This window comes from Photorhabdus sp. RM96S (assembly GCF_042879335.1).
GTDB classification, from domain to species: domain Bacteria; phylum Pseudomonadota; class Gammaproteobacteria; order Enterobacterales; family Enterobacteriaceae; genus Photorhabdus; species Photorhabdus kayaii.
Genome location: NZ_JBHFKT010000001.1, coordinates 141,322 through 165,666, shown reverse-complemented (window position 1 = coordinate 165,666; position 24,345 = coordinate 141,322). Strand labels below are relative to the sequence as shown.

Below are 24,345 nucleotides of genomic sequence, written 5' to 3'. Positions count from 1 at the left end.
GTTCAATTGTTCGAAAAAATTTTCCAGTTAGCCAAGATGATATTTTCTGCAAAAAGCTAACGACTATTCTTCGATAACATTGGATCCTGTGTCATTCATCTTTCCAGTAGTGATCTATACCGCTACTGGAAAGTGATCTAAAAATAGTATTACTAGAAGATAAACAACAAGCATGGGGAGTTACTATGAGTGCAGATGAGTCAATAGAAGTACAAGTGGCACAAGATCCAACCAGTAGCAAAAAAAGGCAACGCAGTCGTGCCTTAGTGTTATTAACCCTTATTTTTACCCTGCTCGGTGTTGCCTACTTTTTCTATTGGTTTCTCATTTCACGCCACCATCAAGAAACAGATAACGCCTATGTTACAGGTAATCAAGTTCAGATCATGTCGCAAGTTGCTGGCACTGTAATCACAGTTAACTTTGATAATACTGACTTTGTGAAAAGCGGTAGTATATTGGTACAGCTCGATCCCCGTGATGCAGAATTAGCATTAGAAAAAGCAAAAACAACATTAGCTAACAGCGTTCGCCAGACTCATCAACAGATAGTTAACAGCAAACAATATCAGGCTAACATCGCGCTACGCAGATCCGAATTAACTAAAGTTCAAAATGATCTTAGCCGTCGTGAAATACTTAGCGCTCAAAAAGTCATTGGTAAAGAAGAGCTACAACATGCACAGGAAGCTGTCGCCAGCGCCCGAGCTGCTCTAGATATTGCAATTGAACAATACAACGCTAATCAAGCAATTGTCCTGGATACACCTTTAGAGAAGCAACCGGCTATTGAACAAGCTGCAACGGAAGTCCGTAATGCTTGGCTAGCGTTACAACGCACGAAAATAGTCAGCCCAATCGATGGTTATGTCTCACGCCGTAGTGTACAAGTTGGTGCACAAATCAATAAAAATACTCCACTGATGGCGATAATTTCGGCAAACGATATGTGGATCGAAGCCAACTTCAAGGAGACACAAATTTCTGGTATGCGTATTGGTCAACCCGTGGAAATCACCAGCGATTTCTATGGTGGAAACAGAGTATTTAGCGGCAAAATCACTGGCCTTGATATGGGTACCGGCAGCGCTTTCTCTTTATTACCCGCTCAGAACGCCAGTGGTAATTGGATTAAGGTTGTACAACGTTTACCCGTCCGCATTGAGCTTAATCCTGGACAACTAGAAAAATACCCATTACGCATCGGCCTCTCGACTAAAGTCAGAGTAGATACTACGAATCCTGATGGACCCGTTCTGTCTGATAGAACACGCACTAAATCAGCTTATCACACCACTGCTCTGACAATAGATATGTCTCCTGCCAATAAAATAGTTAATGACATTACTAATAGTAATGCTGGAAAATAATATCGGAGGTCAAGGTGATGAGACAGCCGCTTACAGGTGCCAAACTTGCATGGATGACCATTGCGTTATCCTTGGCAACGTTCATGCAAGTGTTAGATTCTACCATTGCTAACGTAGCGATACCCACGATTTCAGGTAACTTAGGATCATCAAATTCTCAAGGGATCTGGGTAATTACCTCTTTCGGGGTTGCCAATGCGATTTCTATCCCAATTACTGGATGGCTGGCAAAACGCATCGGCGAAGTTAAGTTATTCATCTGGTCAACCGCTCTATTTTCCATAGCTTCTTGGTTATGCGGTATTTCCAACAGTCTTGGTATGCTAATCTTCTTCCGGGTTATTCAAGGATTAGTTGCGGGTCCTCTTATTCCCCTTTCACAAAGTCTACTACTGAACAATTATCCACCAGCCAAAGGAAATATGGCGTTGGCATTATGGTCAATCACGATTATCATCGCGCCCATTTTCGGCCCTATTTTGGGTGGCTACATCAGTGATAACTACCATTGGGGATGGATTTTCTTTATCAACGTTCCTGTTGGTATAGCGATTATTCTGATTACTATGCAAACGCTGAAAGGGCGTGAAACCCAAACAGAGATTAAACCTATCGACACAATAGGACTCGTGTTGTTAGTGGTCGGCGTTGGTTGTTTACAAATTATGCTAGATCAGGGGAAAGAACTGGACTGGTTTAATTCTACAGAAATTATCGTTTTGACCGTTATCGCAATCATCTCATTAGCATTTCTGGTGGTATGGGAACTGACCGATAATAGCCCAATTATTGACCTATCACTGTTTAAAGAGCGCAATTTTACCATTGGTTGCTTCTGTTTGAGCTTAGCTTATATGCTCTATTTCGGCACAATTGTGTTATTACCTCAGTTATTACAGGAAGTGTTCGGTTATACAGCAACCTGGTCAGGTCTTGCATCAGCACCGGTAGGATTGTTGCCACTAATCATTTCGCCACTGATTGGTAAATTCAGCAATAAAGCAGATATGCGCTACATAGTGACATTCAGTTTTGTTGTTTATGCCATCTGTTATTACTGGCGTGCATATACATTCGAACCAGGCATGGATTTTGCCGCAGTCGCATGGCCTCAGTTTATCCAGGGGTTTGCTATTGCCTGTTTCTTTATGCCACTCACAACCATTACCCTTTCCGGCTTGCCGGCAGAGCGAGTGGCATCTGCATCCAGTTTATCGAATTTTATTCGAACACTGGCGGGTTCAATAGGCACATCACTAACGACAACCATGTGGACCCAACGCGAGTCAATGCATCATTCCCATTTTACTGAGCATATCAATCCTTATAGTCCCGATACTCAACAGATCTATCAACAATTATCGGAATTAGGCATGAATAACCAGCAAATTTCTGCTTATCTAGCAAAAGAAGTTACCCATCAAGGACTCATAATCTCAGCAAATGAAATTTTTTGGCTTTCAGCCGGAGTATTCCTGATTTTGATTATGCTCGTCTGGCTAGCCAAGCCGCCATTTACCCAAGGAAGTAAAAAAGGCATGGGCGGAGCCCACTGAATCTTAAATGGCAAAACCGGGAGCACTCCAGCTCCCGCTTTTCCTAATCAAGCTTTATTCTGTCGCCACCATTCAGCTAACAGAATGCCAGTTGCAACAGAAACGTTCAGACTTTCAACCAAACCCGTACCACCAACGAACAAACTCATATCACCATGTTGCCAAGCACTGTCACTCAAACCATCACGTTCTTGACCAAGTACCAGAACCATTTTTTCCGGTAATTCAGCTTTCGCTAAATCGGTACTACCCTTATGGCTGGATGTCGTTACAATGGTGTAACCCGCTTGACGAAAGTCATTCAGTGTAGTGATCAAGCTATCAGCATCAATACCTTTAATATGCTCAGCACCACCTTCTGCTGTACGGATAGCCGCACCCGACTCTAGCAAGGCCACATCTTGCAAAATCACCCCTTGCACACCGAAATGTGCACAACTTCGCATAATCGCGCCAAGGTTGTGAGGATTACCCACATCTTCAAGAGCCAAAACACAATCTTTTACTGGAGCATCTTTCAAGTAGGTCTCTGCATCCAAACCATTGCGTTTCTTAATCAGAAAACAAACACCACCATGATGTTCAGTGCCTGACACTTTTGTCAGTTCAGCCTCATCCACAACATGATAGGCTTTACGGTTAGCCGCCATCCATTTTAGCGCATTACGGAAACGTGGTGTCACTGACTCAACGAACCATGCACGAACTATCGCTTCAGAACGGTTTTTAAACATCGCCTGACAAGCATTTTCGCCATAAATCCGAGTTTCTTCCATTCGCTGACGACGGAGCTGTTCAGGATCAATCTGGCTTTTCCCACTGATACCACCATGCACTGGCGTTACAGAATCACTCTCAGGGCGTGACACTGTTTTCCAAGGCGATCTTTCACGCTCATTGGCACGCGGAGAACGGGATGTTCGCTCATTGTCCCGACGACGCTGACCTTGATCGCGTCCTTTGCCAGATGGACGTTTATTATTGCGGCTGTCATTATCGCCCTCACTGCGGACATACATCACTTTGACTTTGCCATTTTTACCACTGTATGAATCGTTCATTCGTTTCTCCAACTGCTTTATGGCGCGAAGATTACCTGATGTGCGCATCTTAAGCTACCTCTGACAACCACAATCCATTAAAATGCGCCCTTAATTTTCCTGCTCTTGGCGAGACATGCTGTACTTGCTATGGAGGGCACAGTCAGGCCACCTGTTGAAACAACCCCCACCGAAGATATTCAAACTACAGTTTGGTACTATTTTGCAACAAACTGACAATTTAATTGCTTCTCAGCAACTGCATCCGATAGCGTAAATCACAGCAACAATTTGCGAAATCCGCTACAGTTATCGACTCACCACAGATAAGGAGCCTCCTGATGAGCCAGCGCGGACTTGAAGCTTTATTACGCCCTAAATCCATTGCTGTAATTGGTGCCTCAGAAAAACCAGAACGAGCGGGTTCAGTTATGATGCGTAACTTGCTTGCAGGAGGCTTTGCTGGACCAATACTACCGATTACACCCAATAGCCGTTCTGTTCAAGGGGTTTTAGCTTACCCTTCAATAGATAAATTACCGATCACACCAGATTTGGCTGTTATTTGTACTCATCACCGCCGTAATTTGCAATGTTTAGAACAACTGGGGCAGTTAGGTTGCAAAACGGTGATTATCCTTTCTTCACCAACATCCCAATTCGCTGAACTAAAGCAGTGCTGCCAGCGCTATAGTATCCGACTACTTGGGCCAAACAGTTTAGGCGTATTAGCCCCCTGGCAAGGGCTGAATGCCAGCTTTTCTCCGGTTCCAATACTCAAAGGGAAATTAGCCTTTATTTCTCAATCGGCGGCAGTCTCAAATACGATTCTTGATTGGGCAAAACACCGGGGAGTCGGATTTTCCTACTTTATAGCGTTAGGTGACAGTGTAGATATCGATATTGATCATCTGCTTGATTTTCTGGCTCGTGACAGTAAAACCAGCGCTATCCTGCTCTATCTAGAGCATATTCATGATGCCCGTCGCTTTCTTTCAGCATCTAGAAGTGCCTCCCGCAATAAACCTATTTTGGTGGTTAAAAGCGGCCGTACTAAGCGGGCACAGAAATTACTTGGTGAACAACAAAATCTGGATGCGGCTTATGATGCAGCAATTCAGCGAGCAGGGTTATTACGCGTGCAAGATACACATGAAATGTTTTCTGCTGTAGAAACGTTAAGCCATATGTCACCTTTACGGGGAGAACGGCTATTTATCGTCAGCAATGGTGCTGCTCCAGCCGCAATGGCGCTGGATGCGTTATTCCGCCGTAACGGTAAGCTCGCAATATTAGGTGAAGAGACAACAAAGGCATTAAAAACACAACTACCAGAAACTATCTCCCTACATAACCCGCTAGATTTAAAAGATGACTCCACGGTGGAACGTTATATCGCTGCGTTAAAACCGTTACTAGATAGCCACGACCATGATGCTCTGTTACTTATTCACTCTCCTAGCGCAATTGCTCCCGGTATTCAAACCGCAACCAAAGTCATTGAAACAATCCGCAAACACCCACGGGGAAAATGGCTAACTATCTTTACCAATTGGTGCGGTGAATACTCTTCACAAGAAGCCCGCCGTCTGTTCAGTGAAGCAGGTATTCCAACTTATCGCACCCCTGAAGGCGCGATTACTGCTTTCATGCACATGGTTGAATATCGCCGCAATCAGAAACAATTAACAGAAACACCCGCGCTACCAGCAAACATCACAGCTAACACAGCACGTGCCCATCAGTGCATACAACAGGCTCTGGAACAGGGAAATTCTCGTCTGGATACTCATGAAGTTCAACCTATTCTGGAAGCTTATGGTCTCAATACATTGCCAACATGGATTGCTCATAACAGTGATGAAGCAGTCAATATTGCCCAACAGATCGGTTATCCTGTTGCGTTGAAATTACGCTCGCCAGATATCCCGCATAAATCAGAAGTTCAGGGAGTGATGCTCTATTTGCGAAATGCAAATGAGGTCAAGGCTTCTGCTCAAGCGATTATCGAACGTGTCAATCAGAATTTCCCACACGCAAGAATTCAAGGACTATTAGTTCAGAGCATGGCAAACCGTGCTGGTGCACAAGAGCTACGAATTGCGGTTGAACAAGATGAAGTATTTGGCCCACTGATTATGTTAGGTGAAGGAGGTATTGAGTGGTCACAGGAAACACAAGCAGCCGTTGCGCTGCCACCTCTTAATATGGCGTTAGCGCGATATCTGGTTATTCAGGCGATTAAAAGTAGAAAAATTAAGCTCAGGGGAGCGCCTCAATCATTAGATGTACTGGCACTCAGCCGACTGTTAGTTCAGGTATCTAATCTGTTACTTGATTGCCCGCAAATTGTACGACTAGATATTCATCCATTACTGGCTTCTGGCGATGAATTCACATTATTGGATGTATCAATGGAATTATCTTCGATAGACGGTGATCCACGAACTAGATTAGCTATCCGTCCATATCCAAGCGAACTAGAAGAAACTATAAAACTCAAAGGGGGCGCAGAATGCCTGCTACGTCCGATTCTGCCAGAAGATGAACCGTTGCTGAAAGATTTTATCGGCCAGGTTACGAAAGAAGATCTCTATTACCGCTACTTTAGTGAAATCAGCGAATTCACACACGATGATCTGGCAAATATGACTCAGATTGATTACGACCGTGAAATGGCATTTGTTGCCGTACGACATCCTAAAACGACCCCAGAAATTATCGGGGTTACTCGTGCCATAGCTGACCCTGATAATGTCGAAGCAGAATTCGCTGTGCTAGTGCGTTCTGACTTAAAAGGGATCACCCTTGGATATCAACTTATGACAAAACTGATTAACTATACACGAGAACATGGCATAAGCCGCCTCAACGCCATCACCATGCCAGAAAACCGTACGATGATAAAACTGGCTAAAAAACTGGGATTTACCATAGATGTTCAATTTGAGGATAGCATTGTAAACTTATCCCTTGAACTCTGAATCAACTACGTGATGAACCGCACAGACTTGCATCATTAGGCATTAGATCGTTAAATCATGCTCACAATTAGCCAGACTAATGGTATTATCGCCAGATCATTTGATTCATTGCTTTACATATACCCTATGGATTTCAAGATGGATCGCGACGGCAAGGGAGCGAATCCCCGGGAGCATAGATAACGATGTGACCGGGGTGAGTGAGTGCAGCCAACAAAGAGGCAACTTGAAAGATGACGGGTATAATAGTCTTTTAGCCATCCAACATAAGAGAAAAAGCGCACTGTGATGTTGTCTAAATTCAAACAAGCTAAACATCAACAACACCTTGCACAACTGCCTAAGCTACCTCAGTCAGTTGCTGATGTTAAAACACTTTATCAACCTGAAGTGTTCCGCAGCACCCTGCTGGAAAAAATTGCTAACGCTGAAAAACATATTTATATCATCTCCCTCTATCTGGAAAATGATGATGCAGGGAAAGATATCCTTAATGCACTTTATACAGCTAAACAACAACGCCCAGACTTGGACATTAAAGTGCTCGTTGACTGGCATCGAGCACAACGTGGACGAATTGGTGCGGCTGCAATGGTAACGAATGCCGATTGGTATTGTTCTATGGCAGAAGCTTATCCTGATGTGAAAATTCCGGTACTAGGTGTACCTGTAAATACCCGCGAAGCACTGGGTGTTTTACATTTAAAAGGTTTTATCTTTGACGATACTGTGGTTTATAGCGGAGCAAGTATTAATGATGTTTATCTCCACCAACATGATAAATACCGTTATGATCGCTACCACTTGCTTCACAATGCAAAACTTGCAGAAATAATGAAACACTTTGTTGATAATTACATTATCGCTACAGGAGCCGTACAGAAACTGGATTGTAAAAACCGTCCTCGTATTCCTGAAATTAAAAATTTGATCCGTCAATTACGTTTTTCTCTGCGGCACACTACCTATAAAATAAATAATCAGGCAACGAATGACGAACTATCTGTCACTCCACTTGCCGGTCTGGGAAAGAAAAATCTACTAAATAAAACCATTAGTCATCTGATCGCCAGCACAGAACAAAAGCTGATTATTTGCACTCCGTATTTTAATCTTCCAGCCATCATTGTCCGACGGATTGTTCATCTACTTCGTAAAGGTAAACATGTGGAAATTATTGTTGGCGATAAAACTGCCAACGATTTTTATATTCCACCGGAAGAACCATTTAAAATTATCGGTGCATTGCCCTATTTATATGAAATTAATCTGCGCCGTTTCATCAGTAGACTACAGCGTTATGTTGACAACAATCAACTGACTATCAGGTTATGGAAAGATGGTGATAATAGCTACCATCTAAAAGGTGTTTGGGTGGATAATCAATGGCAATTGATTACAGGAAATAATCTTAATCCTCGTGCCTGGGGACTGGATTTAGAAAATGCCATTCTTATCCACGATCCTCATAAAGAAATGCAGGAGCAACGTACAAAAGAACTGCACTGTATCCGTACTTATACTACGGTTGTCAGTGATTATCAGGAATTGGACAGCATCCAGCTTTACCCAGTCAAAGTACGTAAACTTATCCGCCGCTTACGTCGCATCCGGGTAGACAAACTGATTAGTCGTATTCTTTAATTGAATCGATAAAGCGAATTATCTTTTCTAAATCAAATCTCCTGATATTGAATAATCGCGGGAGATTTTTACCATCTAACTTTAATTTGATAAATCTCAACTTTGTTTAAATAATAGTAATATTCAAAAGTACGTAAATCTAGATTTATAGATTAAAAAAATATAAAACAACCAATTCTGTTAACACTCTATTTTCAACAAAAAATTAATCGAATTACAATCCTCAAATATTCTATTTTGAAATGTTATTTCTCTGCTCGGAATATCTTATTAATCATATACCGATTTAAAGTTTAATATATATAATTCCTTTTCCCAATTTCATTCATTTATATACCCAATGGATTTCAAGATGGATCGCGACGGCAAGGGAGTGAATCCCCGGGAGCATAGATAACGATGTGACCGGGGTGAGCGAGTGCAGCCAACAAAAAGGCAACTTGAAAGATGACGGGTATATAACGCGCGTCACTAATTATGCCTGGGGTAAAATAGAATTTTATTAAAACCTCAGGCATAAAAACACCTATTTTATCACCACAAGTAAATTTTAAATTAAAAATAAACCATTTAAAAATATATCGAAATAATATCGATTAATTACAAATTAAATAAATAAATTCATTAAAACAGAAAATAACTCAATTTATTTAACCATATTAAATCCGTTCATTTTATTTATATTAGCTAATAATTAAACCCAAAATTAAATATATAAAAACATTAAGAGCCTATCTCAATAGGCGTAATTGTTGCAGGCCATTCTTATCAATGAACAGTGAACACGGACAGCGCGGAAAAACCGGAGCGTACACGTAGTACGTGAGGATTTTGAGCACTACCCAGGTTCAAAATGGCAAATAAAATAGCCCTATTGAGATAGGCAGTAAGTTAATTTAAATAAAAAACCTATTTAAACCCCTAATAAAAAGATATTAAAAAACATTCTTTCATCTAACAATATAAACAGAAAACCAAGAATTTTTAATTACCATTACAGATGAAAATATATATTAAACTCTTTTTAAATCAATAAGATACCCAATAAATATGGGCATCTTATTGGTAATTTTAAACGAGTTCTGTCATCACTAATTTCGCTATTTCGAAATAGATAATCAGCCCTGTACCATCAATAAACGTGGCAATAAAAGGAGCAGATACAACAGCCGGATCAACAGATAGCCTTTTCAATACCATTGGAATAATGGAAGAAACAATGGCACTCCAGAGGGTGATTGCAATGATGGCCAAACTAACAGCAATCGTCACTTCAATACCGACACCTAATACCCAGGCACGGATAAGCGCGGCAAAACCTATCGTTATTGCAACTAAAAATGAAGTGGAAATCTCTTTACGTAACACAGCCCATAGATTACGCAAACTCACTTCCCCCAATGCCATTGCTCTGACCAAAGTTGAGGTAATTTGCGTCCCGCTGTTGCCCCCCGTTCCTATTAATAACGGAATGAAAAATGCGAGAGAGATTACCGCTTCCAATTGATCTTCAAATGCTTTAAGCACAGCACCGGTATAAGCTTCTGCAACGAATAGTAATAATAACCACCCGACACGCTTACGCCATAATGTTATTGGGCTGGTACTAAGATAAGGCCGCTCCAGAGGTAAAGTTGCCCCCTGCAAATGAGCATCCAACGTATTTTCATCTTCAACCAACTCAGCAATATCCTGTGATCGTAGTACCCCAACCAATTTGCCAAAATGAGTAACCGGGACACTATCCATACCACTGTGATTTATCAAATTATAAACATCATGACGCGACTGTTCCGGTGATACGGAAAAATAGCTTTGCCTCATAATATCTGACACAAATAAATCATCGGCTACAGTGAATAACACTTTCACCGGTAATATGCCATTAAGATAGCCTTCAGCATCAATAACATATAGGTAAGTTGGGATCTGCTCACCTTCAAGCTGATCAATCAAATGACTTTTTACCGACAAAACAGAATCAGCAACAGATACAGAAATGAAACATTGGCTCATATATGCGCTGACCGTTGTCTCTTCATTTTTCAATCGATGTTTCCGCTGCTGATCAGCATTTATTTCATTAATAGAATGATTAGCAATCGCTAATGCATCCATTTTTTCATGGGATGTGACTTTCATGATGTTGGTCCCTATTACTGTTGTGAACTTCAAACAGCACTCACATAGGGGCGAAACCAGATGAGAGAATGCAACGACTATCTCTACGTCTCGGTTTTAGCACTATACAACGTATCCTGAGTTATCAGAAAGTTACATGGGGATATACCTTGGTTCGATATATCCTGTCCTAATCTTGGGCGTCTCTCGACGTCGTCAGATCAGCAACCTGTGTTTGTATAGGAGCCTCGCCTAACGAGATACTGCACTTAGAATGCGGCGCACATTGTAAACAAGAGTCGTAATAATTCAAAATTGAAAGTTAGTTTGTTTAATTTTCATTTAAGTTTTATTTAAGTTTCATTTAAGTTTCATTTAAGTTTATGATGATAATAAAAAAACGGCATAAATTTCCACCTCTCGCCGTTTAATGAGAATAATCCTATGAAGGAGTTATTCATTTTTTGATCTCTTAGACTCAATTTTTTCAACTTCAGCAATCAATTGGTCAGCCGTTTTACCATCCAGCAATTTATAAAACTTTTGTTTCGATTCTTTCATGTCATTATTAGAACCTGATTTAACCAAATCATTAAAATCGATACTATTAAACATAGCCGATTGAATTGATTCATCAAACTTCACTTTTTTATCATCAGGTAGCCTATCTCTTACTTTTTCAATGGATGCTTTCAACGCGATTTCATTAGAAGCATCCATTTTAGGTTGGCTATCACAGCCAGCTAATACACATCCTAATAAACAAATTACTAACAATCTTTTCATATTCATCACCACAGAATATTAAACAAGGGAATAATAACAGAAGCAGAAACAATAAACCGTTTATACCCGTTATCTTTCAAGTTGCCTCTTTGTTGGCTGCACTCACTCAGCCCAATCACATCGTTATCTATGCTCCCGGGGATTCGCTCCCTTGCCGTCGCGATCCATCTTGAAATCCATAGGGTATATAATTAGCCAAATTGATAAAAAATAGCAAATAAAATGAAATTTCTCATCATGTTATTCCAGAATAATTATCTTTGTGGTTAGCAGCTACGATGCCAAAATCCGATCATTTGTTATTTCTTCGACAACATAAAAAACGACTTTCTGCCAAATCGACCAAATGCTTAAAACACCCAATCAACCGACAACATGACAGATCCAGATACGATCACAGTAACTGCCGATATTCAGACCAATAATGTAGTTGGAACCATCATCTTACTGGAAAAAGCGGGTATCCCGGTTATCTTTGCTAAATTCCTGCCTCCGAAATTATTTGAAGATATCGATCCACAAGCTGACAGCCTATATCTGCATAAAACTTTTACCTCCCTTGATGGTAACGGGGTATTCTGGGTTACAGCAAAATAATATTGCCTTTCAATCCGTTGGTATATTCCAACAGATATTTAATCGCACCCTTTACTTATAATTTCTGTTCGTTAATATACCTAATATTTTATATAACACGCTAATAGACATCTATTATTTTGTAATCTACTATAGTTGATGCCAAAAAAAATATAAAACATGACAAGGTAAATTCGGTTAAGTAATAAATATAAAACACAAATATATTCACATAATGAAACTATACCCTATGGATTTCAAGATGTATCGCGACGGCAAGGGAGCGAATCCCCGGGAGCATAGATAACTATGTGACCGAGGTGAGTGAGTGCAGCCAACAAAGAGGCAACTTGAAAGATGACGGGTATATAGACAAGGTACAGAAACCAGATTATATGGATGATCTGCGAGGAATCATTCGCTCTTTACTAACAAAAATGAAAAATAAAATAATCCAACGAAATAGATTCTTTATGTAACTATTCTTAAACCAAAGTACTCGGAGTATGTTAATGAAACGATTACATGATATTGAGAAAGAGATGTTGCCCGTTGAATCCTACAAAATGCTTATTGGTGGGCAATGGGTAGATAGTGTATCCAAAGCAACGACCAAAAGTTATAACCCGGCGACAGGAGAACTATTGGCTGAATATGCATCCGGTAATGCTGAAGATGTCGATCTTGCTGTCAGCGCTGCAAAACAAGCCTTCCACGCCTGGAGTCAAACCTCCGCAATCGAAAGACAATCAGCTTTGCTGAAAATTGCTGACTTACTAGAAGCAGAACAAGAACGTTTTGCCATCCTTGAATCACTGGATACTGGCAAACCATTACATGAATCCCTGAATATGGATCTACCCGCCAGCATTGACCAGTTCCGCTATTTTGCGGGGGTGATCCGTTCCCATACCGATGAAGCTTCAGTTCTGGATACCAATACACTTAGCTTGGTGATCCGTGAACCCATTGGTGTTGTCGGACAGGTAATTCCCTGGAATTTCCCACTACTGATGGCAGCATGGAAACTGGCTCCTGCTCTTGCAGCGGGCAATACCATTGTTATTAATCCGGCAACACTGACATCAATCACTCTGCTTGAATTGGGCAGAATATTGGATAAAGTCCTGCCAGCCGGGGTGGTTAACATTGTTACAGGTCGTGGTTCAGTCGTTGGTCAAGCCATTCTGGATCATGAAGATGTCGAAAAAGTGGCATTCACTGGTTCCACCAGAGTAGGTTATACCGTGGCCGAAGCCGCAGCCAAAAAGCTGATCCCTGCAACACTGGAGCTTGGTGGTAAATCAGCCAATATTATCTTCCCTGATGCCAATATGAAAAAAGCAGTAAAATATGCGGCCAGAGCTATTTTGCTGAATCAGGGTCAAGCGTGTGAATCAGGCTCCCGGTTGTTCCTGCATAAAGATATTCATGATGAATTCCTCAAATCGCTGAAAGCAGAATTCGAATCCATCCAGGTTGGTGATCCATTGGAAAAAGAAACTCAGATGGGAAGCCAAGTCAGCCAGGAACAAATGGAAAAAATTCTCGGATACGTGGAAATTGCGAAAGAAGAGGGTGCAACCATTTTCACGGGTGGTAAACGCATTACTGGAAAAGGTTATGACGATGGTTTCTTTATTCAACCAACCATCATTACCGATGTCACTAATGACATGCGAGTCGCACGCGAAGAGATTTTTGGCCCTGTATTGGCCGTCATACCATTCAGCGAAGAAGAAGACGTCATCAGAATGGCAAATGATTCTGATTATGGCCTGGCTGGTGCTGTCTGGACACAAGATATCGACCGAGCACTACGCGTAGCTAAAGCTGTCAGAACCGGCCGTATGTGGATTAACACTTACCATGAACTGCCAGCTCACGCCCCATTTGGTGGCTACAAAAAATCAGGCATTGGCAGAGAAACACACAAAATGATGTTGGATGCTTACACTCAGGTCAAAAACATCTATATCAAAACCAGTGAAGAATAATCTCAATCAGTGATGAGAAAAGCCTTCCAAACGGAAGGCTTTTATTCAAATTTTTTCTTTAATATCAACACTATCTGCATTCACATCTTTAATATGTTCTTTCGTCAGCCGATAAACAACTGGGCTTAACAATGCTAATGCAATCAGGTTCGGTATTGCCATCATCGCATTCAATGTATCCGCCAATAACCAGACAAAATCCAATGACTGAGTAGCACCTACCATCAAAGCAATAATCCATACTACACGGAAAGGCGTAATGGCTTTTTGCCCAAATAGATACTGAGTACATTTTTCACCGTAGAAACTCCAGCCAAGAATTGTGGTAAAGGCAAATATTACCAGAGCGCCCACGACAATATAGTTGCCACCAGGAATCGCCATAGCGAAAGAAGTCGCTGTCAGTGTCGCACCTGTCTGACCGTTCAACCAACCACCAGTAATGACGATAGTTAAGCCAGTGATGGAGCAAACAATAATAGTATCGATGAAAGTACCTAGCATAGCGATCAACCCCTGGCGAATCGGGTTTTGAGTTTTAGCTGTTGCATGAGCAATCGGCGCGCTTCCCAATCCCGCTTCATTAGAGAAAATGCCACGAGCTACACCAAAACGAATTGCCGCCCACACTGCTGCGCCCGCAAAGCCACCTTGCGCCGCAACAGGTGTAAATGCAGATTTAACAATCAGAACAAATGCAGCGGGAATTTCACTGAAATTTATCCCCAGAACAATAATCCCGGCAGCAAGATAGGCAACCGTCATAAATGGCACTAATTTACCTGCTACATCAGCAATACGTTTAATACCCCCGATAAGCACTGCACCAACTAGAATTGCCAATACGACGGCCGTTACCATGGTAGAAACGCCAAAGTTACTTTGCAGCACATCAGCAACAGAATTCGCCTGTACGGTATTACCGATACCGAAACAAGCAATACTGCCAAATACCGCAAACAACGTCCCCAACCAGGCCCACTTTTTACCTAAACCGTTTTTTATGTAATACATGGGGCCACCAACATAGTGACCGTTTTTGTCAACCTCACGGAAACGGACTGCCAGTACTGCCTCTGAATATTTGGTTGCCATGCCCACTAATGCAGTTATCCACATCCAAAACAGTGCGCCTGGCCCACCCAATACAACTGCGGTAGCCACGCCAGCGATATTACCCGTTCCTATGGTGGCAGAAAGCGCAGTCATCAGTGCGTTAAATGGCGATATCTGCCCTTCTCCCCGCTGATGGTTACGCTCAAATAGTAATTTAAAACCCGTTCCCAATTTACGTATAGGCAGAAAAGAGAGGCGGAGCTGCATGAACAACCCAACCCCCAAAAGACCGATCATCATCGGTACTCCCAATACTACCCCGTTAATAGCACTCAGCCATTCTGTGATTAATCCCATATATTCCCTCGGATGTTTCATAACAAAATAACAACATATTCGCAGCAACTTAATAAAGAATATTTATAGAAAATATGCGAGAAAAAATTTCGTAAAAATGGAAAAAGATTTGATACTTGTGAGTGATATCACTTGATAGAATTTTAAGATTAGAATGTTCAAAAATTTATCACGCCCAATACATTAAAAAATATTTAGGTATAAACCGCTCCCTTAATCAAAATAACTTACTAGAATATTTAATTACTTAAACTAATAAAAACAAAACATTATTCTTTATACTCCGATTTTTATCAATTAATGAACTGATTAATATTATTTTTAAAAGCAATTTTTTAAGAAATAAATCATTGAGTATAAATTATCAGCGATTTTTCTGAGAATATCTTACTCGCTCTACCTATCATGTTTTTCCTTTTAAACAAACCACTATCCGAAATGTATTTATTACATCAGCCAAAAGAACAATAGAAAATATATGTGATATTTTTCTATCGTCATAAAACTACCGAATCTTTTTCGAGCCGCCTCACAATAATTGAATAACCTCATTGTGTTATTGTTCCACTCAACTCATTTTATCAGCCTGGGTTAATGAGTAAGGAGAGAACCTCATGGTGGAACAACAATATTTCATTGGTATTGATGTTGGCTCCGCCAGTGTGCGTACTGCGGTTTTTGACCAATACGGCAAACGGCATGCATTCTCCGCTCGCCCTATCCAGCAATTTCATCCAAAAGCTGATTTTGTTGAACAATCTTCTACTGACATCTGGGCGCAAGTATGTGCGACAGTAAGAGAAGCTGTTGCACTGGCAAATATTAATCCTATTGATGTTAAATCAATCGGCTTCGATGCCACCTGTTCACTCGTCGCGGTAGCAGCAGAAGGACGCTCTCTTTCTGTGGCCGAAAATGGCAATCCTGAACACGATATCATCATGTGGATGGATCATCGTGCCATCAAGGAAGCCATCACGATAAATCAAACCAATGACCCTGCACTCTGCTATGTAGGTGGTGAAATCAGCCCTGAAATGGAACTACCGAAAATCTTATGGTTAAAAAACCACTTTCCTCAACGTTATCAGGATATATGGCGTTTCTTTGATTTAGCTGATTTTCTGGTGTGGAAAGCAACTGCCGCTGATATAGCCAGTATCTGCACGTTCACTTGCAAATGGAACTATCTAGCTCATCAAAAACAGTTCAGCGAAAAACTACTCTATGATGTAGGGTTAGAAGATTTAACAAATAAAGTTCCGTCTACCATCATTGAACTTGGCGAAAAAGCGGGTTACCTGACTGCTGAGGTGGCTAAAGATTTTGGGCTGCACACAGGAATCATCGTCGCCGGTGGTATTATTGATGCTCATGCTGGCGGATTGGCACTGACTGGCGCCTATCCAGAGGGCAGCCTGGTTATTATCAGCGGTACCTCAAACTGCCATATGATTGTCAGTCCTTATCCTGTCATGGTTCCGGGGGTTTGGGGTCCCTATTTCGGCGCAATGCTACCCGGTTACTGGCTCAACGAAGGTGGACAAAGCGCCGCCGGCGCATTAGTTGAATGGTCAATTCGTCAACACAATAGCTGGCTAGAGCTGGAAGCCGAAGCCGAGGAATCTGGTCATCATTACTACCGGCTACTGAATGAAGCGGTTGCACAGTTAGAAAAACAAGAAATATACCCGACCGCACAGCTTCATATTTTAAGTGACCATCATGGCAACCGTTCACCGAGGGCAAACCCTAATGCCAAGGGAATGGTAAGCGGACTGACGCTGGCAAATGGTCGTGATGATCTGGCCCGTCATTACTTGGCAACACTGCAATCTATCGCTTATGGTACCCGCCATATTATTGATGCATTAGTAGAAGCAGGACACCAGATAAACAGGCTGGTTATGTGTGGTGGTGCAACCAAAAACCCGCTATGGTTACGTGAATATGCCAATGCCACTGGGCGCGAAATCCATCTCACTCAGGAAGAGGATGCTGTCAATCTTGGCTCTGCTTTGCTTGGTGCCGTTGCTTGCGGTTCCTTTGCAAACTTCGCTCAAGCAGCGAAATCGATGGTACGTGACAGCAACATTATCAAACCGGAAAAAGAGACATTTTTATTTCATCAAGCCAAATATCAGGTCTATCTGCAAATGTACCGAGATCAACAGCGATACAACGAAATCATGCAAGCCGGTAATTAGCCTAACGTTATAATCCATCTATATACCCTATGGATTTCAAGATGCATCGCGACGGTAAGGGAGTGAATCCCCGGGAGCATTACATTTAAAATACATTTTATAATGACATTCTACAACTCTAAAGCCATAAAGTAACCGGAGGAAAAGTCTCTGGGTTTTCTGGGTCTTACCATAGCCATGCTTTCAAGATGAAAGGAAAAATGATCCACGTTCTCTTAAATTGAACGAACTGACTCACTATTAAGAAACATATGAAAGAAAATAAGAGCACATTGATAAAATTTCTCCGGCCTCATAAGCCGGAGAAAAGGCGATCAATCCTTATACCTTATACCTTATAACTGTATTGATAATATCCGCTAGAATCATAATAGAGACCAGACTTATTCTCTACCGCGTTTAGCAACACACCTTTAATATGAATGCCATTTTGCCTAAATCGGCGAATAGTAACATTAACTTCTTTAACCCTTGTTTTATGATAACGTGCAATTAACAATGAAGTTCCTGCATATCTCCCAACAATCGCAGCATCAGTTACAGCCAAAATAGGAGGAGTATCTACCAAGACATAATCATAATGCTCTTCTGCCCAAGATAATAATTCTTTAAGTCTATTATGCATAAGTAATTCTGACGGGTTTGGCGGAATAGCACCTCGATTGACAAAATCAAGCTCAGTAAGATACGTTCTGGTAATAATCCCTTTTAACTGATGTTGACCAGACAAATATTCAGAAAGCCCCATAGATTGAGGACTTTCCAAGATTTTATGTAAACGACCTCTTCTCATATCTGCATCGATTAAAAGCACGCGTTTATTACTTAATGCCAATACAGCGGCAAGATTTACTGAAATAAAAGACTTTCCTAATTCAGGAGCAGAACCTGAAAGAAGAATAATTTTGTTTGCAGATTCCATTATTGAAAAATGCAAGGTTGTTCTAAGGCTACGCAATGCTTCAATAGCTAAATCAGTGGGATCTTGAATAGCTAATAACCGCAATTTCTGACAATGAGTTTGCTTTTTCTGTTGTTGATCAAGTTTGATCTGAGTCTCAGATAGTGGAATAGTAGCGTAAACGGAAACACCGATTTCTTCCAATTGTTCGGGGCTTTCGATGCCTTTACGAAACATGACTCGTATGCAAATCAACCCAGCCGACAATATAAATCCCAATACCATCATCGATGCAATAATCAATAACTTCTTCGGTTTTACCGCTGAGCTTTCTACAATAGCTTCATCGATAATACGCACATTACCCACTGTCCCCGCTTTCACGATATTCAACTCTTGCTGTTTATTGAGTAACTGCACATAAATTTCTTGGTCAACTTGAACATCTCTGGTCAAACGTAAAATTTCCTGCTGTGTTTTAGGTAACCGTTTGATTGATTGATTCAGCCCCTTTTTGGTCTCAACCAAAGTCTTACGTTTATCAAGCAACGCAACATAAGCGGGATGTTGTTTGGTATACAACTGCTGTAATTCAGCTTCTTTGAAAGTCAATTCATTAATCTGTTTCTCAATTTGGACCAATGTCTCCAGAGCCGATTTTGCTTCAAGTGATAAATCGATAGATTCATTCGCTTGACGATATTGATTAAGCAATTCTTCAGAACGATTGAGCTCAATTTTAACTTTAGGCAAATGATTTTTTAAGAAATTAAGGCTACTTTCAGCCTCTTCCATCTTTCTTATCACATTTTGTTGCAAGTAATTTTTACCAATACTATCCAGTATCAATTTTATTCTTGCACGATCATCACCTTCTATTTCAAGCAAGATAATACCGGTATTATTACCTTTTTCTTTTACCCGCAAAGCTTGTTGCAGCCCGCGAATAACACCCAATTGTCCCCGTTTAACCAACGTGAAACTTTGCCCTGGAGCAGCTGAAATATTTGAGATAAGCAAATTTATACCATCGGTATCAAATACTTTGTTCACTTGTCCGTGGAAAACCTGATCGTCAAAAAACAACCGATAATTTTCTGCATTGTCAACATATATTTTTATCCCTTTATTAATATATTCAGGTGATATTGTAAAATGTTTAATAACAATATCAGGCTTTGGTATACCACGAAGACGGGCAATGCCCTTACCTATCACAGGAAAATAATCCGCTGTAACCTGAACATCCAAATTTAGCTCCTTTACTGTCTTTCCTAATATCATTCGGGAAGTTAATAACTCCAATTCTGCCGATATATCTGACGGTTTCCCAGAAAACATATCCGACATGTCGCCAATTAAAGTCAATGCACTACTTCTCTTTTCAACCTGCAATAAAGCATTTGCCTTGTATATCGGAGTCACAATCAGGGAATAACAAAGGCCAATAACGGTGAACAATAGGGTAATTCCACCAATCACCCAGCGATAATCGAATAAGGCACTAAGAAGACGGCCTAAATCAATTTCATCACTATCCGTATGAGTGTGACTTGATTTATCTGATGTAGTCATAAAAAGCCTATAATTACTTTATTGATAAGTAATGAAGAACAGCAAACCCATAATATAAAAATACTTATACCCGTCATCTTTCAAATTGCCTCTTTGTTGGCTGCACTCACTCACCCCGGTCTCATAGTTATCTATGCTCCCGGGGATTCGTTCCCTTGCCGTCGCGATGCATCTTGAAATCCATAGGGTATATAAGTTATAGTTTCCCTAACCAACTATTAGCACTATTAAATAATAACTGATACACATATTCATAAACCTCGATATCAGACTTATAAGGATCGGGGATTACCATTTCATTTAACCAATGACCTAAAAGCATTGTTTTCCCCCTTGCCCCTAGATTTATCCTATTTACAGCCTCAATATGTTTTTTTTCCATAACCAAGATCAAACTTGACTTCTGGCATAATTCACTGGTTAGTTGGCGTGCTATATGCCCTTCTAAGGATAATCCATGTCTAGCCGCAACCCTACTTGAGAATTCATTTGCAGGTTTACCAATTAAAGCCGATATTCCCGCAGAATAAATCTCTTTCTGAGGAAATAGTTGCCGCAATAAACGCTCTCCTGTTGGCGATCGACAGATATTGCCCACACAAACAATCAGAATAGAATTGAACATTAATTCGGCCACTTACGAATCCATTTAGTTGTTTCAGTCAGGCTATTAATGCTTGATATCGTTGGCACCAACTGATTGATAACCCGATTCCAGCGAACGACTGGCGCACTAGTAACATAGACAATATCATAAGGTTGCAAATTAAACTCAGTTCCCAGGACTAACGCCGTCGCATCCTTAGCATTGAGCTGATAAATATTGGCTATTTTCCCCTTATTATCAGGCACATTACGCAGCGAACGGATAACAAAGATGCCATTAGCATCACTTGATAATTGATCTATACCTTCAGCATTGCCCAATGCTTCGGTCAACGTCATTCCACTGCGATCCATACGTAGAGTGGTTTGTTTTCTGACTTCCCCCATAACAAACACTTTCAAATCATCATTACGAGGAATGTATAAGATATCGCCAGAATAGAGCAGACGATTTTGCTTCAGATCACCATTTTGCATCAAATCTTGAAGAGAAATAATCGTTTCTTTTCCCTTATGAGTCAAAATGATCCTCCTCCAGTCAGCATTTTCGGTTAAGCCGCCAGCATGGTTAATCGCATCAATAATAGTTAAAGGAACGTTAGTGATAGGTTGTTGAGCAGACCTGGCAACTTCACCTGTTACATAGGCTTTTTGTGAACGAAAAGCAGCAATATTGACATCAACTTGAGGTGATTCGATATACTTCGATAACTTATCCGTAATTATCGTACGCACCTGAGTGACCGTTTTTCCTTTCACATGAAGTTTACCAACATAGGGATAAAAAATCGTCCCATCAGAATGCACCCAGTTACCCGTATCACTAGCACTACGATATTGTCCTGCCGGTATTGTCAATTCAGGATGATCCCAAACAGTAACCATAATGACATCCCCCACACCAATACGGTATTCATACTGTTGTAATTCTTTATCTAATTCAGGATTAGGACGAGCAATAGCAGAATTCACTCGTAAATTTTCAATTAATTTTGGTGTTACCGGATAAACATTTACCAAATTATTAATATCATAGTTACTATCATCATCATTGATTATTTCTTTATTATAAACAGTAAGGCCACTCCCAGGTATAACAGTACAACCACCTAATAGCATAGAACCGAACAATGCCAGAACTATAATTAATTCCTTAATATTCATAAGAAATTTATCCTTAAAAAATAATAAACAAAAAAGAATACAGAAAATAGTATTAATTATAATCTCCCTAACAAAACTAGATTATAATATAATAAGATATAATATAATATAAAGATTTTGCTTAAGAGCCGCAAGATTCCAGGCTACTGGTCATATCACTTGGTAAAAACAATAGAAATCAACTTAATAGCTTTGAAAAATTCAGACCATTAAATAATAGGTAGTAAATTCATTAATTATTCTATTATTTAATATATTTTATAAGGTATTATTACAAACAGAAAGTAAGAACAGACCTATCAAATAAAGGATAGTTAGGATATTTATCAGAATTTATCGAAACCAAATACATACTCTCGATGACATTGTGCAGAAAACACATACCTACTTACATCAAATCCGTGTTCATATCATCGACTTTGGTGCTTGAAATGGTGACAAAAATAAAAAAACAAACAATCAATTTATCAAACAACCCCAATTATAAAACCCTAAATTTAGTCATATTATAAATAATAGCTTGGTAGTATCGGATATTTTTAGATTGTTTTAACTTTAAAAATCACCACTTTGTACTTTTCACGTTTATCAACTACCATTACCGGTTGTTTTATATAGCAGTAGAAGATCTGAGAATTGGACATATTCCACAAAAACTTTATCAACTGGGATTACCATGAAAAAATCTACTATACTAAGAATCGCCAGGCCAACTGACAATTTAACTCAAGTTGCTGAAATGTACTGCCGAGGTTTAGGATTTATTCTCCTAGAGCAATTCGAAAATCATGAAAATTTTGATGGCATCATTCTAGGGCATCCAAATCATCTCTGGCATCTCGAATTTACGCATCATCGTGGCACAACAGTAGGAAGATCCCCCACACAGGACAATTTATTGGCCTTCTATATACCAGACCATTCAGAATGGTTAGATCAGATATCATTAATGGAAAACGCTGGCTTTATTGCAGTCCCCTCTTACAACCCATATTGGGATATTGAAGGTAAAACATTTGAAGATATTGATGGTTATCGGGTTGTATTACAAAACACAGTATTCCTTGTTTGATTATTAATCGATCTTAAGCATACTTGCCCTAATAACCAACCCACACCTACGTTGTTTTACATTACGCAATAACATTATCAAAACTCAGCTATTGACACTGAGTTTTGATATATTCTTGCAAGTATTTCGTTTGCTGTTCATTTTCAACAATCATTCTTCGGAGATCGAAATAATCTTGTTCAGTTGCCGGGTTAAGTCGTGGGGTGGCTGCATGGCCCACGCTGCCGGAGGAGCCGGTTTGGCCTTGATGACAGGTGGCCGCGATGCGCAACCGGCGATGACCAGCGGCAACATCATTGCGCAGAACATCAATTTCAGATTTGGCATTAGCAAGTTCCTTTGTATGCTGATTATCCAGTTCAGACAGGAGCCTTATCCTCTCCTGCTGATTAACGATTTCATTCTGCTGCTCCAGCAACTCACTCTGTAGCTTAACTGTCGTATCAAGCTGTTTGGTATACTTACCGTAATAGTGATAAGCCAGAAGCGAGGCAAGCGCCAGAGCAATAGCAGTATAACCACGAGAGTTAAACTTCATAATATCGCTCTACAAAAGTGAAAATGCTTTATCAATGACCTCATTGCTATAAGGTTGACTACCATTTTCCATGGTAATAATGGACTTAATAAGCTCTGTCATAAATACTTTATTAAATACATCAACAACCTGATCGCCAGTCACTCCCGTGTCTTTACATACGTGGTTAATATAGGTATCAGTATTATTTTCATTAGTGGGGGCCCATCGTGAAATGATCCCTTTCACTGTTTTAAGGCCATATTTCCGATTGTAATTATGCAAAATTTTAATCATCGCCCGAAGACCATATTCAGGACTGACAAACTGACAGAAAGATTTATCAGTACGCTGTGATGCAGGGATCAAGCCTTGCCAGTCATCACCCCAACGAATATTACCTGGGTTATTATTTCGAATACCTCTGCTCATAATTCACTCCTATTGTTTATTACCTGTTTTGTTATTAACAACTTTTCTTAAGATCTGACCAAAATAGTCGGTGCCCAGATAACCAATAATGACACTGCTGATGTAAGCCAAATCCGTGCTCATACCAAAAAAATTCAACACATCACGGATAAACCAAGCAATCATGGCACACATAATAGAATCCATAATTGTCGTCCAGAATTTACCACCGTTATATCGACCTCTGAGATAAGCCATTGCGGCAGCCAGCGCCGCACCTATACCTTGTTCTTTGACTGACAGCAGCCATAACCATAGCTGCATCCAGATGTCAGGCTGTTTATCCATGTATTTCATCCTTCACACCCACTCACATAAATGGGAATCCATAGGCTGCCGTGTAGC

The 24,345-nt window shown here is 40.4% G+C and carries 20 protein-coding genes and 1 riboswitch; of the genes, 10 read left to right on the top strand and 10 right to left on the bottom strand.

Annotated features, from left to right (window positions below; all coding sequences use genetic code 11):
- Positions 1–185: 185 nt before the first annotated feature.
- Both emrA and emrB read left to right on the top strand, forming a co-directional pair.
- Entirely contained in the window at positions 186–1,370 is a 1,185-nt protein-coding gene (emrA, locus tag ACGF49_RS00855; RefSeq protein WP_113040905.1) for a multidrug efflux MFS transporter periplasmic adaptor subunit EmrA, read from the top strand.
- Between the two features lie 17 nt (positions 1,371–1,387).
- A complete protein-coding gene (gene emrB, locus ACGF49_RS00850) occupies positions 1,388–2,926 on the top strand; it encodes a multidrug efflux MFS transporter permease subunit EmrB (RefSeq protein ID WP_387488915.1) in 1,539 nt (512 codons plus the stop codon).
- Between the two features lie 47 nt (positions 2,927–2,973).
- Here the strand turns inward: emrB and ACGF49_RS00845 are convergent, their stop codons facing one another.
- Complete coding sequence (locus ACGF49_RS00845; RefSeq protein WP_228902365.1) at positions 2,974–3,987, bottom strand: tRNA/rRNA methyltransferase; 1,014 nt, start codon at positions 3,985–3,987, stop codon at positions 2,974–2,976.
- A 320-nt stretch (positions 3,988–4,307) separates the two neighbouring features.
- Between ACGF49_RS00845 and ACGF49_RS00840 the strand changes: the two genes are divergently transcribed.
- The 3 genes from ACGF49_RS00840 (at position 4,308) to pssA (ending at position 8,594) form a co-directional block, all read left to right on the top strand.
- Complete coding sequence (locus ACGF49_RS00840; protein WP_112895010.1) at positions 4,308–6,950, top strand: bifunctional acetate--CoA ligase family protein/GNAT family N-acetyltransferase; 2,643 nt, start codon at positions 4,308–4,310, stop codon at positions 6,948–6,950.
- A 79-nt stretch (positions 6,951–7,029) separates the two neighbouring features.
- Complete coding sequence (locus tag ACGF49_RS00835) at positions 7,030–7,239, top strand: hypothetical protein (RefSeq protein WP_146748039.1); 210 nt, start codon at positions 7,030–7,032, stop codon at positions 7,237–7,239.
- On the top strand, positions 7,239–8,594 hold the full coding sequence (pssA, locus tag ACGF49_RS00830) for a CDP-diacylglycerol--serine O-phosphatidyltransferase (protein WP_191214699.1): 1,356 nt from the start codon (positions 7,239–7,241) through the stop codon (positions 8,592–8,594). The genes ACGF49_RS00835 and pssA overlap by 1 nt, the downstream gene beginning before the upstream one ends.
- 1,071 nt (positions 8,595–9,665) lie before the next feature.
- Here pssA and ACGF49_RS00825 read toward each other — a convergent pair.
- Entirely contained in the window at positions 9,666–10,736 is a 1,071-nt protein-coding gene (locus tag ACGF49_RS00825; RefSeq protein WP_113040902.1) for a magnesium transporter, read from the bottom strand.
- Between the two features lie 74 nt (positions 10,737–10,810).
- Positions 10,811–10,982, bottom strand: a riboswitch (M-box (ykoK) riboswitch).
- A 186-nt stretch (positions 10,983–11,168) separates the two neighbouring features.
- The gene (locus ACGF49_RS00820; protein WP_113040901.1) at positions 11,169–11,501 is read right to left on the bottom strand and encodes a DUF6694 family lipoprotein; all 333 of its coding nucleotides are present in this window, start codon (positions 11,499–11,501) and stop codon (positions 11,169–11,171) included.
- A gap of 375 nt (positions 11,502–11,876) precedes the next feature.
- Between ACGF49_RS00820 and ACGF49_RS00815 the strand changes: the two genes are divergently transcribed.
- From ACGF49_RS00815 to ACGF49_RS00805, 3 genes are all read left to right on the top strand, one after another.
- On the top strand, positions 11,877–12,098 hold the full coding sequence (locus ACGF49_RS00815) for a hypothetical protein (protein WP_387488908.1): 222 nt from the start codon (positions 11,877–11,879) through the stop codon (positions 12,096–12,098).
- A gap of 290 nt (positions 12,099–12,388) precedes the next feature.
- Positions 12,389–12,556: a hypothetical protein gene (locus ACGF49_RS00810; protein WP_158536468.1), complete on the top strand. Its 168-nt coding sequence runs from the start codon at positions 12,389–12,391 to the stop codon at positions 12,554–12,556.
- Between the two features lie 33 nt (positions 12,557–12,589).
- The gene (locus ACGF49_RS00805; RefSeq protein WP_113040900.1) at positions 12,590–14,074 is read left to right on the top strand and encodes an aldehyde dehydrogenase family protein; all 1,485 of its coding nucleotides are present in this window, start codon (positions 12,590–12,592) and stop codon (positions 14,072–14,074) included.
- Between the two features lie 45 nt (positions 14,075–14,119).
- Here the strand turns inward: ACGF49_RS00805 and ACGF49_RS00800 are convergent, their stop codons facing one another.
- Positions 14,120–15,487 carry a sodium:alanine symporter family protein gene (locus ACGF49_RS00800; protein ID WP_113040899.1) on the bottom strand — a complete coding sequence of 456 codons (1,368 nt, stop codon included), beginning with the start codon at positions 15,485–15,487 and terminating at the stop codon, positions 14,120–14,122.
- 617 nt (positions 15,488–16,104) lie between these two features.
- On the opposite strand from ACGF49_RS00800, the gene ACGF49_RS00795 reads away from it, so the two are divergent.
- Positions 16,105–17,694: an FGGY-family carbohydrate kinase gene (locus ACGF49_RS00795; RefSeq protein WP_387488972.1), complete on the top strand. Its 1,590-nt coding sequence runs from the start codon at positions 16,105–16,107 to the stop codon at positions 17,692–17,694.
- A 328-nt stretch (positions 17,695–18,022) separates the two neighbouring features.
- On the opposite strand, the gene ACGF49_RS00790 is transcribed toward ACGF49_RS00795, so the two are convergent.
- The 3 genes from ACGF49_RS00790 to ACGF49_RS00780 all read right to left on the bottom strand — a co-directional run bounded on the left by ACGF49_RS00790 (position 18,023) and on the right by ACGF49_RS00780 (position 21,940).
- On the bottom strand, positions 18,023–20,170 hold the full coding sequence (locus tag ACGF49_RS00790; RefSeq protein ID WP_387488903.1) for a polysaccharide biosynthesis tyrosine autokinase: 2,148 nt from the start codon (positions 20,168–20,170) through the stop codon (positions 18,023–18,025).
- 196 nt (positions 20,171–20,366) lie between these two features.
- Complete coding sequence (locus ACGF49_RS00785; RefSeq protein WP_112879068.1) at positions 20,367–20,795, bottom strand: protein tyrosine phosphatase; 429 nt, start codon at positions 20,793–20,795, stop codon at positions 20,367–20,369.
- The gene (locus tag ACGF49_RS00780; RefSeq protein WP_387488901.1) at positions 20,795–21,940 is read right to left on the bottom strand and encodes a polysaccharide export protein; all 1,146 of its coding nucleotides are present in this window, start codon (positions 21,938–21,940) and stop codon (positions 20,795–20,797) included. Before ACGF49_RS00780 ends, ACGF49_RS00785 begins: the two co-directional genes overlap by 1 nt.
- Before the next feature lie 676 nt (positions 21,941–22,616).
- On the opposite strand from ACGF49_RS00780, the gene ACGF49_RS00775 reads away from it, so the two are divergent.
- Entirely contained in the window at positions 22,617–23,012 is a 396-nt protein-coding gene (locus tag ACGF49_RS00775; protein WP_228903073.1) for a VOC family protein, read from the top strand.
- A gap of 88 nt (positions 23,013–23,100) precedes the next feature.
- On the opposite strand, the gene ACGF49_RS00770 is transcribed toward ACGF49_RS00775, so the two are convergent.
- The 3 genes from ACGF49_RS00770 to ACGF49_RS00760 are packed head-to-tail and all read right to left on the bottom strand — an operon-like array spanning position 23,101 to position 24,297.
- Positions 23,101–23,550 carry a lysis protein gene (locus ACGF49_RS00770; protein WP_113040895.1) on the bottom strand — a complete coding sequence of 150 codons (450 nt, stop codon included), beginning with the start codon at positions 23,548–23,550 and terminating at the stop codon, positions 23,101–23,103.
- Between the two features lie 9 nt (positions 23,551–23,559).
- Positions 23,560–23,961 carry a structural protein gene (locus ACGF49_RS00765; RefSeq protein WP_113040760.1) on the bottom strand — a complete coding sequence of 134 codons (402 nt, stop codon included), beginning with the start codon at positions 23,959–23,961 and terminating at the stop codon, positions 23,560–23,562.
- Between the two features lie 9 nt (positions 23,962–23,970).
- Complete coding sequence (locus tag ACGF49_RS00760) at positions 23,971–24,297, bottom strand: phage holin, lambda family (RefSeq protein ID WP_112894998.1); 327 nt, start codon at positions 24,295–24,297, stop codon at positions 23,971–23,973.
- Positions 24,298–24,345: the final 48 nt, after the last annotated feature.